We start from the raw sequence: 13,141 nt of genomic DNA, 5'->3' as shown, positions 1-13,141 counted from the left end.
AGGTACGCCACAGATGTCCGACGTTCCCACGCTTCCCGTCACCTTCCGGCCGGGCCACACCCGGGCCATCCTGCTCACCGCCGGCGCCGTGATCTTCGTGGTGATCTCCGGGATCGCGCTGCTGCTCGAGCTCGGCCCGGGGGAGCGGCTCACCTTCGTCCTCACCGGGGCGCTCAGCTTCTGGGCGCTGGCCCAGATCGCCCGGGTGCGGGTCGTCGCCGACGAGTCCGGCGTCACCGTGGTCAACATCGCGAGCAGGCGCCGCCTGGACTGGGCGGAGATCGTCCAGGTGAACCTCCGTCCGGGGGATCCCTGGGTGTTCCTCAACCTCAGCGACGGCACCAGCCTGCCCGCTCTCGGCATCCAGCCGGGCCTCGCCAGACAGCGGGCCGTCGCCGACGCGCGCACCCTGCGGGAACTCGTCGAGACCCGCTCCACGGCCCGCCGCGCACAAGATCAGGGCTGACTCGGGGCCGTCCGCCCTGCCCCACCGGCCCGTGTCTTGATTAATCTGGTGACTGGAGGCGTTTCGCTGCGCCTCCGCCCCTGCGTGCCACCCGGCGCCCGGGGGTTCCTGCTAACTGAGGAGTGACTCCCTCCGGCGATGGACGGATCGTCCTGTAGTACCTGCGCCGCCCCTGCCCGACATACCGGGAAGGCGGTGGCAGCGTGACCATCTCTTTGCTGCTCCTCGGAGCGGCCCTCCTGCTGATCCTCGCCAACGGCTTCTTCGTGGCCGCCGAGTTCGGCCTCGTCACGGTCGAGCGGCCGGACGCCGAGCGGGCCGCCGCCGAAGGCGACCGCCGCGCCCGTACGGTCGTGGAGTCGCTGAAGGAGCTCTCCTTCCAGCTCTCCGGCACCCAGCTCGGCATCACCATCACCTCCCTGGTCGTCGGCATGCTCGCCGAACCGGCCCTGGCCGGGCTGCTGCACAGCCCGTTCGCCGCGCTCGGCATCCCCGAGGGCGCCGTCTCCGGCGTCGCCGTGGTCGTCGGCATGCTGCTGGCCTCGGCCATCCAGATGGTGATCGGCGAACTCGTACCCAAGAACTGGGCGGTGTCGAAGCCGCTGCAGGTCGCGCGCTTCGTCGCCGGCCCCCAGCACCACTTCTCCCGCCTGTTCCGGCCGGTGATCGCCGCACTCAACACGGTCGCCAACCGGCTGGTCCGCGCACTCGGCGTCGAGCCGGCCGACGAACTGGCCTCCGCCCGCACCCCGGGCGAACTGGTGTCCCTCGCCCGGCACTCCGCGCAGGCCGGCGCCCTGGAGCAGGACACGGCCGACCTCTTCGTCCGCACCCTGTCCCTAGGCGAGCTGACCGCGCAGCACGTCATGACCCCCCGGGTGAAGGTCAGCGCCCTGCAGGACTCGGCCACCGCCGAGGACGTGGTCAACCTCACCCGGGCCACCGGACTGTCCCGTTTCCCCGTCTACCGGGAGAAGATCGACGAGATCGTCGGGATGGCCCACCTCAAGGACGCGCTGGCGGTTCCCGTGCACGACCGGCTGCGCACACCGGTCGGCCGCATCATGCGCAAGGCCCTCCTCGTGCCCGAGACCCTGCCCGTCCAGCCCCTGCTCGCCCGCCTGCGCAGCGAGCAGCCCATCGCGGTCGTCGTCGACGAGTACGGCGGCACGGCCGGTGTGGTCACCCTGGAGGACATCGTCGAGGAACTCGTCGGCGAGGTCCGCGACGAGCACGACGCCAAGGACATGCCCGAGCTGGCCCCGGCCCCGCCCGAGGACGGCAGGCCCGCCTGGGACGCGGACGGCAGCTGCCGTGTCGACATCCTCCAGCGCATAGGCCTCGACGTGCCCGAGGGGCCGTACGAGACCGTCGCCGGACTGGTCGCCGACCTGCTCGGCCGCATTCCCGCGCCCGGCGACCGGGCCGAACTGCCCGGCTGGCGCCTGTCGGTCCGGCAGGTCGGCCACTACCGCGCCGAACGGGTCCGCCTGGTCCGGACGGTCCCCGCGGTGAACGTCATGGAGGCCGTCCGATGAGCGTCCTCCAACTGCTCTTCGCCGCGCTGCTGGTGCTCGCCAACGGCTTCTTCGTCGGCGCCGAGTTCGCGCTGGTCTCGGTGCGCCGCAGCCAGATCGAACCGCTCGGCACCGTCCGGGCCCGCCAGGTGCTGGTCGGCCTGGAGCGGCTGCCGCAGATGATGGCCGCCGCGCAGTTCGGCATCACCGTCTGCTCCCTGACGCTCGGCGCGGTCGCCGAGCCGACGGTGGCCCACCTGCTGGAACCGCTGTTCGAGGCGATCCACCTGCCGGACGGCGTGGTGCACCCCCTCGGCTACGTCATCGCCCTGGCCGCCGTGGTCTTCTTCCACCTGGTCATCGGCGAGATGGTGCCGAAGAACCTCGCGATGGCGGCCCCCGAGAAGGCGGCACTCTGGCTCGGCCCCGGCCTGGTCTACTTCGCCCGCCTCTGCAAGCCGATCACCGTGTCCCTCGGCGCCTGCGCCCAGGGCATCCTGCGGCTCTTCCGCGTCGAGCCGAAGGACGAGGTGGAGGCGGTCGTCACCACCGAGCAGCTCAACCGCCTGCTGGAGGACTCCGGTCAGGCGGGCCTCCTCGGCCCCGAGGAGCAGGAGCGGCTGGAGGACGCCCTGGAGCTGGGTTCGCGCCCGGTGACGGACGTCCTGCTGCGCCGGGAGTCCCTGGTCACGGTGGCCCCCTCGGTCACCCCGGGCGAGATCGTGGAGCTGACCGCCCGAACGGGCTTCTCACGCTTCCCCGTAGCGGCGGGGGAGAAGGGGCCCTTCATGGGATACGTCCACGTCAAGGACGTCCTCGACCTGGAGGACTCCGAACGCGCCGTGCCCCAGCACGTCTGGCGCCCCATGACCACCCTGCGCGCCGAGCTGCCGCTGGACGACGCGCTCACGGTGATGCGCCGGGCGGCCACCCACCTGGCCCAGGTGGCCGACCCCACCGGCCGGGTCCTCGGTCTGGTCGCCCTGGAGGACGTACTGGAACTGCTGGTCGGCGAGGTACGGGACCCGGCGCACCGTGAGGTGCCCGACGTCAGGCTGACCGAGCCCAGGGGCAGCGGCGAGCCGGAGGGAGCGCTCGCCGGCTAGCCCGGGCGGTGTCCGGGGATCCGCGCGACCGCACGCGGGCCCCGGCACCGGCCGGGGGACCGGGACACCGTCGGCTACCCGGCCGGCGGATCCTGCGGGCCCCGCCCCGACAGCACCTCGCCGTACGCCTGCATCAGGTCCGGCAGCCGCAGTGTCGCCAGGTCGTCCCGGGACAGCGAGCCGACGCAGGTCGACAGCCGCAGATCCCGGTACGCACAGCTCTTCTCGTACAGCGTCCGCAGGAACCGCCCGTTGCCCAGCTCGTCGATCCACCCCTGGTCGACCACGTGCCCGGCGATCGAGCGCAGCTCCTCCAGCGCCTCCTCGTCCCACCGGTCACCGTTGTCGGCCGCCAGCACCTTGCCGATGTCGGTGAGCTCCAGCGGCCGGTAGGAGGGGAAGTCCACCCGGGTCGTGAAGCGGGAGGACAGCCCCGGGTTCGCCGCCAGCAGCCGGTCCATGCCCTCCGGGTAGCCGGCCAGGATCACCACCAGGTGGTCGCGGTTGTCCTCGGCCCGCTTCAGCAGCACCTGCAGGGCCTCGTCGCCGTACGCGTCCCCCTTGCCGTACCCGGAGTTGGACAGGGAGTACGCCTCGTCCACGAACAGCACCCCGCCGATCGCGGAGTCGATGAGCTCGTTGGCCTTCACGGCCGTCTGTCCGAGGTACTCACCGACCAGGTCGGCCCGCTGGGCCTCCACCAGGTGGTCCCCGCCGAGCAGGCCTAGGGCGTAGAACACCCGTCCGAGGATCCGTGCGACCGTGGTCTTGCCGGTCCCGGACGGCCCGGAGAAGACGAAGTGCCGCTTCGGCGGCTGCACCGGCAGTCCCTGCCCGGCCCGCAGCCGGGCCATGTTCAGCTGCGCGGACAACGCCTTGACCTGGCGTTTGACCGGTTCCAGCCCCACCATCCGCTCCAGCTCGGCGAGAGCCTCCTCCAGCAGTGCCGGATCGGTCGGCCCGGCGGGGATCGCCGACGAACTCACGCCGGTCTTGACCCGCACCACCGGATCGGTCACCGACGGCAGGGGACCGGTCGGCAGGTCCGGCTCGGGCAGCCGCAGATCACGGCCCTCCATGCCGAACACCGGATCGAAGAGGTCGGGCCCGTCCGCGGTGTCCTGCCCGGCACCGGTCAGGGTGATCGCGGCGAGATCGGCGGCGTCGTCGAACCCGTCGCCCTCGGCGATCGCGGCGAGCCGGGCCGAGGTGTCCATGAAGGCCGGGTCGACCCGGTGCACCGCGCGGTACAGCGGGAGGGCGGCGGCCGAGCGGCCGGTCCCCTCGTGGGCGCGCGCCAGCCAGTACCGCAGTTCCTTGCGCTGCGGCTGCTCGCTGCGGCAGCGCATCAGCGCCGCGGCGAGTAGCGGCTCGGCCTGTCCGTACATCTCCAGCCGGACCCGGGCCATGCCGCCGAACAGTCCGGCCTCGATGCCGAGCAGGGTGTCGTCCAGCAGCGGATCGGTGTGCCGGACCAGCTGCTCCCAGTCCTTGACCAGATAGGCACGGCAGGCGTGCAGGAAGCGGACCTGCGGGTCGGTGTCGACCGGGGGCAGCCCGGCGAGGGCCCGGTCCAGCTCCGGCACGTGCCGGCCGTCCAGCCAGTGCGAGGCGTGCGCCAGCAGCAGGTCCCGCGGACTCTCCAGCACCGGCTGCACCCACCAGCCCAGCCAGTACCAGGAGTTGAGGGTCCTGCGGTGCCGGGCCCGCTGTTCCCCGAAGCGCTCGCGGTGCCGGAACATCCGCAGCAGCGCGGTCGTCGTGTCGACGCGCAGCGCGTGCAGCCCGAGCCAGGCGTCGGCCATGCCCGGATCCATCCGCACCGCGGTGCGGAACTCCTCCTCGGCCTGCGGGTAGGCACCCACCGTGTAGGCGTCGACCCCCCGCAGCCAGGCAAGATCGGCCGGGGCCTCGGGGCCCTGCGTGCCGAAGTCCATCCCGTCCCCCCACAGACCGTGTCCCCGTGGTTCACCACCGGGCAGGCACCCGACGGCCGCCGCCGTCGAACCGCCGTGCCGCGGACCGGAGTTGCAGGTGCTCCAGGCAGCAGCTCGAAGGTCGCACCGAGGGCATCGTACCCGCGGGGAGACCGCGTTCCGAAGGGTGCGGCACAGGCCGTCGAGGGAGGTGGGAGCAGACGGGGCGCACACGATTCGGTGACCGAGGGTGAGCGGATCGGTGCGCGCGGCGCCCGGAGAGGCGGCTGCGGACAGAACGAAGCCCCCGATCACGGGGGAACAACCGGGGGCTTCGCGTCTGAGGGGCGGCTCCAAATGGCCGCACATTGAGAACGTAAGTCCTGTCCGGGCTGCGGGTCAAGCGAAGTTGAGGCACTCGGAGAAGTTCGGCCACGGGGGTTTTCACACCTTCACCACATCGCCGATGGCCCCTCACTCTGGGTAGCGGTATGGTCCGGTCCAGGCGTCGACCCGGGCCCCGGCAGTACCTCGTACCCCTCCGCTTTCTGCAGTATCAGCAGATCGGCATGGGGGCGTGAGGGGTCGGCGGCGAAGTGCGCCTGCTCCGCCCGGATCCATCCGTCCCAGAACGCGCGCTGCTCCGCCCCGTCGCGCGAGCGGCCCCGCGCCCAGGACTCCTCCGGCGGCAGCTCCATCCACAGCAGCCGCGCCAGATACGGCCGCAGTGCCCGGCGCCCGGCCCCGACGCCCTCGATGAGCACCACGGGCGCCGCCGGCAGCGGCCGCGGCGCGCCGAACGCGCGGGTGCGCCAGTCGTACGGGGCGCAGTACGCGCTCTCACCGCGGCCGAGCGGACGGATCACCTGGGCCATGAGCCGGTCGGTCCACGCGAAGAGCTGCTCGTGGCTCGCCACGTCGTCGAGGTGGAGCACCGGCGCTCCACCGAGCGCGGCCGCCAGCCGCCCGGCGAAGGTCGACTTCCCGGAGCCGGCGTGCCCGTCGACGCCGATCAGCCGGACCGGCCCCAGGGAGGGGGGTAGCCCGCGCAGCCGGGCGGCGAGGTCGTGAATGGTGAATCCCGAGGTGTGGTGCCGTGTGGGGGTTTTACGGAAACAGTGTAGTGACGGCACCCAGGAGGCCCCCACCACCCACGGGATCGGGCCAAAGGACGTCGCAATTTGAACCATCGGCTGGCGTCCAGTCAATGTCTTCGATAAACATTCCGAATCCCCTGACCGATATGTCGAATTCGGCGTTCCGGGTGCGCCCGCCGCTGAGTAAGGTGCCTTCTGCGCAACTGCGACGCGTCGAACGGGGACGGACGGGTGGAGATGGCCGCGGAGTTATTCGAGGGGCAGTATGTGTGGCACCCGGCGGCCGACGACCGTGTCCTGGCAAGCGTTTGCGTCGATGTGCGCGCCGGACGATATCGGCACGCGCACGAGGCGCTGGCCGAGACACGTGCCGACTTCGCCCTGCGCGCCCACCGCTCACTCGTCCTCGCCTCCGAGGCGGCCGGCACCGACCTGGTCGAGCGCTGGCTGGACGAGGAGCCGTCGCCCGAGGCGGCGCTCATGTGGGCCCGGGTCGCGGTGCAGCGCGCCCTGCGGGCCGCCGACCAGCGGGACGACCGTGCGCAGGCGCTGGAGCGGATCGCGCTGACGGCCTGCGACCGGGCCGCCGCCGCGGCCCCCGGGACCCCACCCCTGGGTCGCCAAGCTGGCCATGGCCCGGCTGCACCGGCTGCGCGACCCGGCCCCGCAGGGGCTGCTCACCGCGCCGCCCGGCCCCTGGCGGCTGTTCGCGCACGTCCTGTCCCTGGACCCCTGGCACCGCGAGGCCCACCACCGCTTTCTGTCCTGCTTCTTCACACGGCACGGCGGTTCCGTCAACGCCGCCTGGGACGTCGCCGCCTTCCTCAGTCAGCGGGCGCCCGCCGACTCCGCCCTGCGGCTCCTGCCCCTGGTGGCCCTGGTGGAGAGCTACAACCCGACCCAGCTGCTCGCCGACCGGGTCTGGGAACAGCCCCAGTGGCGCTCCACCGCGCTCGCGATCTACCACAACTGGCTGCCGGCGGTCGCCGGTTACCGCTTCACCCCGGTGCTCGACCTGGCCTACCTCGCGCACGCGCTGGTCATGGCCCAGCGCGAGTTCGAGGCCCGGGCCGTGTTCGCGGCGATGGGACCGTACGCCTCGCGCATGCCCTGGAGTGCCTTCGGCGACCCCGTCGAGCAGCTCTCCCGGGCCCGGCGCGCCTGCGGACTGCCCGTGCCCGGACCGGCCTGACCCCGCACGTCCCCCCACCTTCCCCCGGAGAGAAAGGCCGATCTGTGTCGGAACGGACATCGACGCCGCGGACCGAGGCCCGCGCGGGCGACGCCCCGGTCGTGCTCGACGACGACGCGACCCTGCACGCGATGGGTTATCCGCGGAAACTCACACGGCGCTTCAAGGCGTTCGACAATTTCGCGATCTCCTTCACCATCATCAATATCCTCTCGGGTATTTTCTCGTCCTTCGGATTCGGTATGAATGCGGGCGGCCCCCGCGTTCTCGTGTTCGGCTGGATAGGCGTGTCCGTCATGGTGCTGCTCATCGGTGCGGCCATGGCGGAAGTCGCCTCCGCCTATCCGACGAGTGGTGCGCTGTATTTCTCGGCCGGTAAACTCGCCAAGCGGCACAAGGGCGCCTGGTCGTGGTTCACCGGCTGGCTGAACTTCGTGGGCCAGATCGGCGGCACCGCCGCCACCGGCTATGCGGCGGCCACCTTCATCCAGGCGTTCGTGCAGCTGCAGTGGCCCTCCTACCAGCCGACCGTGCACCAGACGGTGCTGATCACGGCCCTGATCATCGTGCTCCAGGGGCTCGCCAACACCTACACCGTCCAGCTCGTCGCCGTCCTGAACCGGATTTCCGTGTGGTGGCTGCTGATCGGACTCGTCGTGATCGTGGGCGCACTCGTAGTGATGCCCGATCACCATCAGCCCGCGTCCTTCGTGACGCATTTCGAGAACAACACCGGCTTCACGAACGGGCTTTACGGCGGCATGCTCGGCCTGCTGGTCACCAGCTGGACCTTCACCGGCTTCGACGGCAGCTTCCACATGTCCGAGGAAACGGTCGGCGCCACGGTCAACGCCCCCAAGGGGATCACCCGGGCCATCGGCTATTCGGCGATCACCGGGCTGATCCTGATGCTCGCACTGGTCTACAGCATCGGCGACTACGCCAAGGTGGCCGGGTCGGGTACGCCGCCCGTCCAGATCCTCATCGACGGGCTCGGACTGGGCGTCGCCAAGGTCATGCTCCTCATCGTCATCGGCGCGATGCTCTTCTGCGGTCTGGCCAACCTCACCAGCAACACCCGGCAGATCTTCGCCTTCTCGCGGGACGGCGCCATGCCGGGCTCCCGCTGGTGGCACTCGGTCTCGCTGCGCACCCGTACGCCGGTGAAGGCGGTGTGGCTCGCGGTGGGCTGCTCGCTGGTCCTCGTGGTGCCCGGCTGGTGGTCGCACACGGCGTTCACCGCGATCGTCAGCGTCAACGTGGTCGGCCTCTTCCTCGCCTACGCGGTGCCGATCTTCCTGCGGCTCCGGCTGGGTGACGCGTTCCGGCCCGGTCCCTGGCACCTGGGCCGCTGGGGCCGGCCGATCGGGTGGCTCGCGGTGGTCTGGATCCTGGTGAGCAGCGTGCTGTTCATGCTGCCGCAGGCGTCGCCGATCACCGTCGACTCCTTCAACTACGCGCCGATCGCCCTCGCCGTCGTCCTGCTCGTGGCCACGGTGTGGTGGTTCGCCACGGCCCGCCGCCGCTTCCAGGGCCCGGTCAGCTACGGCCGCCCGGACGAGGTGGCCGCCATGGACCTGGTCTGACCCGCCCTCCGATCCATTCGGCCGCCCCACGGCCACCGTCCGACGCATCGACTCGGCCGGGTCGTCCCCGGCCCGGCCCGTCGGCCACCCCGGCCCCGGCGCGCGACCCGCACGCGCCGGGGCCTTCGGGCACCTGGCGGGAATCTCCGCCTCGGCCGTCCCGCCACCCTCGTGGGAGGTCCGGCCCCGCCCCGGAAACCCCTTTCAGTGGCGCAGACCAATATTCATCGCGCCGCATGTGCGGAAGTGCTGGCAGGGGCATGCCGCCTGATCCATAGTTGGCCCACACACCGTGCACCGGACCAGCCCCGACTCGCACCCCTGGGGGTCAAAGCGCCCATGAGCAGAGCCGAACAGCCGTCCCGCAGAACCGTCCTGGCCGTCGCCGTCGCCGCCGCGGTGACCGGCGCGAGCGCCACCACCGCCAGCGCACAGCCGACCGCCGTCCGGACCCGGGCCTCCGGTCCGACGCCGGCCCGCCCGATCGACTACCACGCCTGGACCACCCACCACGAGTGGCGTTCCGGCGCATCCCAGGGCACCCGGGCCGTCTCGGGCGCCCGCCCGGGCGTCGTGATCGCCGTCCCCGCGGGCCGCAGCGACTACACCGACCCGCACACCGGCACCACCGCCGAGTGGGAGTACGCCACCTGGACCTCGGGCGAGCACCGGCTCACCGTCCCGGCCACCGAGGTCGTCGCCTCCTGGAACGCCCACACCCCGGACGGCACCTGGATCCAGGTCGAGCTGCGGGGCACCTACTCGGACGGCACCGACACCCCCTGGTACGTGATGGGCCGCTGGGCGGCCGGCGACCAGGACATCAAGCGGACCTCCGTGGACGACCAGACGGACGGCCGGAGCACCATCTGGACGGACACCTTCTCCATCGACGACGCGAGCACCGGCCTGCGCCTGACGTCGTACCGGCTGCGGCTGACCCTCTACCGCAAGCCCGGCACGCGGCTGACCCCCACGGTGTGGCGGCTCGGGGCCATGGGCTCCGACATCCCCGACCGTTTCACGGTCCCGGCCTCCACTCCGGGCCTCGCCCAGGAGCTGGCCGTACCGCGCTACTCGCAGGAGATCCACAAGGGGCAGTACCCGCAGTTCGACAACGGCGGCGAGGCGTGGTGCAGCCCCACCTCCTCGCAGATGATCATCGAGTACTGGGGCGGCCGGCTCACCCCCGAGCAGCTGTCCTGGGTGGACCCGTCCTACGCCGACCCGCAGGTGGACCACGCGGCCCGCTTCACCTACGACTACCAGTACGAGGGCTGCGGCAACTGGCCCTTCAACGCCGCCTACGCGGCCACCTTCCACGGCCTGCAGGGCGTGGTCACCCGGCTCGCCTCGCTGACCGACCTGGAGACCCTGGTCGCCGCCGGCATCCCGGCCATAACGTCCCAGTCGTTCCTCAAGACCGAGCTGACCGGCGCGGGCTACGGCACCTCCGGGCACCTGATGACGGTCATCGGCTTCACCGCGGACGGCGACGTGATCGCCAACGACCCGGCCTCGCCGGGCGACGACGCGGTACGGCGGGTCTACCTGCGCCGGGAATTCGAGAACATCTGGCTCCGGACCAAGCGGTACAACGCCTCCGGCGGTGTGTCCTCGGGCACGGGCGGGGTCTGCTACCTCTACTTCCCCGCGCACCCGAGCCCCCGCCAGCGCAAGGCGCTCGCCGCGGTGGGAGTGCGCTGACCCGGCCCGTGTGAGCAACGTCTCCGCCGCGAAAGCCGTCGCGGGTGGCAAGGTGGACAAATGGGTGGGGGGACTCCACTCCGTACGTCCGACCTCTGTGAGAAACCATGACCGCACACCCCGCCACCGCCACCCGCGTCCGCACCGGCGGCCCCCAGGAGGACGGCCCGAAGATCCTCGAGCACGTCATGGGCTGGGTCCTCGTGGTGGTGGTCGCGATGCTCGTGACCCGGCTCGGGCTGCTCTGACCCGGGCCCTCACCGAGCCGGCATGTTCTGACATACTGCGGCTGTCCCACCGACCTACCGGACCAGGGTCGAAAGTGAATATGCCTCAGCAGCGTGCCGCCGCCCGTCCCCGGGTGGGCGGCACCGAGCGATCCACGGCGCGCCGTGCCGAACTCATCGCCATCGGACGGAAGTTGTTCGCGGATACGTCCTACGACGCGCTCTCCATGGACGACATAGCCCGCCAGGCGCATGTCGCCAAGGGGCTGATCTACTACTACTTCCGGTCCAAGCGCGGCTACTACCTGGCCATCATCCAGGACTCCGTGGCCGACCTCGTCTCCTTCGCCGCGAGCGGCACCGAGCTGCCCGCCAAGGACCGGGTCCAGCGCACGGTCGACAGCTATCTGCGCTATGCCGAGCACCATCAGGCCGCCTACCGCACCATCGTCAGCGGGGGCGTCGGCTTCGACACCGAGGTGCACGACGTCCGGAACGGCGTGCGGGAGGCCATCGTCGCCACCATCGCCGAGGGGGCCTACGGTCGCACCGACATCGCCCCGCTGGCCCGGATGGGCCTGCTCGCCTGGGTGTGCAGCGTGGAGGGCGCCACCCTCGACTGGATCGCGCGCCCCGAACTCTCCCGCGACGCCATGCGCGAGCTGCTCGTGAAGACGCTCGGGGGAGCCCTGCGCGCCATCGAGGAACTCGACCCGGCGCACCCGGCCCCGCCGGCGGCCCGCCGGGAAGGCTGACGCGTACGAGGGAGCGGAGGCTCGTGGTCCTCCGCGCCCTCGCCCCGTGGGCCGGGTCAGTGGATGGCCCTGATCAGCTCACCGCCCGCGGTGTCGCCGCTCAGCTCCCAGAAGAAGGTGCCGCCGAGGCCCTGCTGGTCCTTGAACGCCATCTTGGTGCCGATGGTCGCCGGGGTGTCGTAGCTCCACCAGTCGCTGCCGCACTTGGCGTACGCCGTGCCGCCCACCGTGCCGGTCGCCGGGCACTTCGCCTTGAGTACCTTGTAGTCGTCGATGCCCTGTTCGTATGTGCCGGCCGCCGGGCCGGTGGCGGTGCCGCCGGGGGCCGCCTGGGTGACCCCGGTCCAGCCGCGCCCGTAGAAGCCGATGCCGAGCAGCAGCTTGGCGGCCGGGACGCCGAGACCCTTGAGCTTGGCGATGGTCGCGGAGGTGTGGAAGTTCGCCTTGGGGATGCCCGCGTACGAGTTCAGCGGGGAGTGCGGGGCGGTCGGGCCGGTGGCGTCCCAGGCGCCGAAGTAGTCGTACGTCATCGGGTTGTACCAGTCGACGTACCCCGCGGCGCCCGCGTAGTTCGCCGCGTCGATCTTGCCCCCGGCGGTGGCGTCGGCCGTGATCGCGGCGGTGACCAGACTGCCGGAGCCGAACTTCGACCGCAGCGCTGCCATCACGTTCTTGAAGGCCTCCCGTCCGCTGGTGTCGCAGGTGTTGCCGCAGGCGTTCGGGTACTCCCAGTCGATGTCGATGCCGTCGAAGACGCCCGCCCACTTGGAGTTCTTGACCAGGTCGTAGCAGGACTGGGCGAAGGCGGCCGGGTTCTTCGCGGCCTCCCCGAAGCCGCCGGACCAGGTCCAGCCGCCGAAGGACCACAGGACCTTCAGGCCGGGGTGCTTCTTCTTCAGCTTGCGCAGCTGGTTGAAGTTGCCGCGCAGCGGCTGGTCCCAGGTGTCGGCGACGCCGTCGACGGACTCGGCGGCGGTGTAGGCGCGGTCGGTCGCCGCGTAGGAGTCGCCGGGCGCGCACTTGCCGCCGGTGACGTTGCCGAACGCGTAGTTGATGTGGGTCAGCCGGGCCGCTGAGCCCGACGTCTCGATGTTCTTGACGTAGTACTTGCGGTCGTAGGTGCCCCATTCGGTGAAGTAGCCGACGACCTTGGAGCCGGCCTTCACCTGGGGCGCCGCCGGGGCGGCCGCGGTCGCGGTGCCCGCGCCGGCGAGCAGTCCGGCGCCGAGGACGGTGGCGCACGCGGCGGCGACGAGCGCCCGGAACCGGGCGCGGGGGCGGTGGGGAGTGTGCATCGGTGTGTCTCCTCGTGGGGGAGAGGGGAACGCGCGCCGATTGGCATGAACGCGGTAAAGCGTTGGTCATGCACAGTAGGAGGACTAGACCATTAGGTCAATGGTTCGGACCAATCGAGGCTGTCGGGACATCGCCGCCGGATATCCGAAGTAAGCGGTCGTTAACTGGTGACGCGAGCACGCCGATCGGGCATACTCACAGCGCAGCCGCTGGTCAGCAGCTTCCGAGACCCGGAGGCGGGCGCCTTCGGCGATCCGACGATCAGGCGGAGCCGCC

General features: G+C 71.3%; 10 protein-coding genes and 1 pseudogene. 8 read left to right on the top strand and 3 right to left on the bottom strand.

Features of this window, described 5'->3' with window-relative positions:
* Positions 1 to 13: 13 nt before the first annotated feature.
* The 3 genes from N8I86_RS07995 (at position 14) to N8I86_RS07985 (ending at position 3,089) form a co-directional block, all read left to right on the top strand.
* A complete protein-coding gene (locus N8I86_RS07995) occupies positions 14 to 466 on the top strand; it encodes a PH domain-containing protein (protein ID WP_073899320.1) in 453 nt (150 codons plus the stop codon).
* Positions 467 to 669: 203 nt separating this feature from the next.
* Entirely contained in the window at positions 670 to 2,004 is a 1,335-nt protein-coding gene (locus tag N8I86_RS07990) for a hemolysin family protein (protein ID WP_073899318.1), read from the top strand.
* On the top strand, positions 2,001 to 3,089 hold the full coding sequence (locus tag N8I86_RS07985; RefSeq protein ID WP_073899316.1) for a hemolysin family protein: 1,089 nt from the start codon (positions 2,001 to 2,003) through the stop codon (positions 3,087 to 3,089). Before N8I86_RS07990 ends, N8I86_RS07985 begins: the two co-directional genes overlap by 4 nt.
* Positions 3,090 to 3,163: 74 nt before the next feature.
* Here the strand turns inward: N8I86_RS07985 and N8I86_RS07980 are convergent, their stop codons facing one another.
* Both N8I86_RS07980 and N8I86_RS07975 read right to left on the bottom strand, forming a co-directional pair.
* The gene (locus N8I86_RS07980; protein WP_073899314.1) at positions 3,164 to 5,026 is read right to left on the bottom strand and encodes an AAA family ATPase; all 1,863 of its coding nucleotides are present in this window, start codon (positions 5,024 to 5,026) and stop codon (positions 3,164 to 3,166) included.
* Between the two features lie 431 nt (positions 5,027 to 5,457).
* Complete coding sequence (locus tag N8I86_RS07975) at positions 5,458 to 6,138, bottom strand: uridine kinase family protein (protein WP_382988474.1); 681 nt, start codon at positions 6,136 to 6,138, stop codon at positions 5,458 to 5,460.
* 201 nt (positions 6,139 to 6,339) lie between these two features.
* Here N8I86_RS07975 and N8I86_RS07970 point away from each other — a divergent pair.
* The 5 genes and pseudogenes from N8I86_RS07970 to N8I86_RS07950 all read left to right on the top strand — a co-directional run bounded on the left by N8I86_RS07970 (position 6,340) and on the right by N8I86_RS07950 (position 11,569).
* A pseudogene (locus tag N8I86_RS07970) lies at positions 6,340 to 7,294 on the top strand (hypothetical protein).
* A gap of 44 nt (positions 7,295 to 7,338) precedes the next feature.
* Entirely contained in the window at positions 7,339 to 8,880 is a 1,542-nt protein-coding gene (locus tag N8I86_RS07965; RefSeq protein ID WP_073899310.1) for an amino acid permease, read from the top strand.
* A gap of 339 nt (positions 8,881 to 9,219) precedes the next feature.
* The gene (locus N8I86_RS07960) at positions 9,220 to 10,587 is read left to right on the top strand and encodes a peptidase C39 family protein (RefSeq protein WP_073899308.1); all 1,368 of its coding nucleotides are present in this window, start codon (positions 9,220 to 9,222) and stop codon (positions 10,585 to 10,587) included.
* Positions 10,588 to 10,694: 107 nt separating this feature from the next.
* The gene (locus tag N8I86_RS07955; protein WP_107423822.1) at positions 10,695 to 10,835 is read left to right on the top strand and encodes an SCO1431 family membrane protein; all 141 of its coding nucleotides are present in this window, start codon (positions 10,695 to 10,697) and stop codon (positions 10,833 to 10,835) included.
* Positions 10,836 to 10,909: 74 nt separating this feature from the next.
* Positions 10,910 to 11,569, top strand: coding sequence for a TetR/AcrR family transcriptional regulator (locus N8I86_RS07950; RefSeq protein ID WP_123438542.1), 660 nt, complete (start codon positions 10,910 to 10,912; stop codon positions 11,567 to 11,569).
* Between the two features lie 56 nt (positions 11,570 to 11,625).
* On the opposite strand, the gene N8I86_RS07945 is transcribed toward N8I86_RS07950, so the two are convergent.
* Positions 11,626 to 12,864: a glycoside hydrolase family 18 protein gene (locus N8I86_RS07945; protein WP_073899304.1), complete on the bottom strand. Its 1,239-nt coding sequence runs from the start codon at positions 12,862 to 12,864 to the stop codon at positions 11,626 to 11,628.
* Positions 12,865 to 13,141: the final 277 nt, after the last annotated feature.

The sequence above is a fragment of the Streptomyces albidicamelliae genome, from assembly GCF_025642175.1.
In the GTDB taxonomy this organism is placed as follows: domain Bacteria; phylum Actinomycetota; class Actinomycetes; order Streptomycetales; family Streptomycetaceae; genus Streptomyces; species Streptomyces albidocamelliae.
This window is presented reverse-complemented; position numbering and strand designations above follow the sequence as displayed.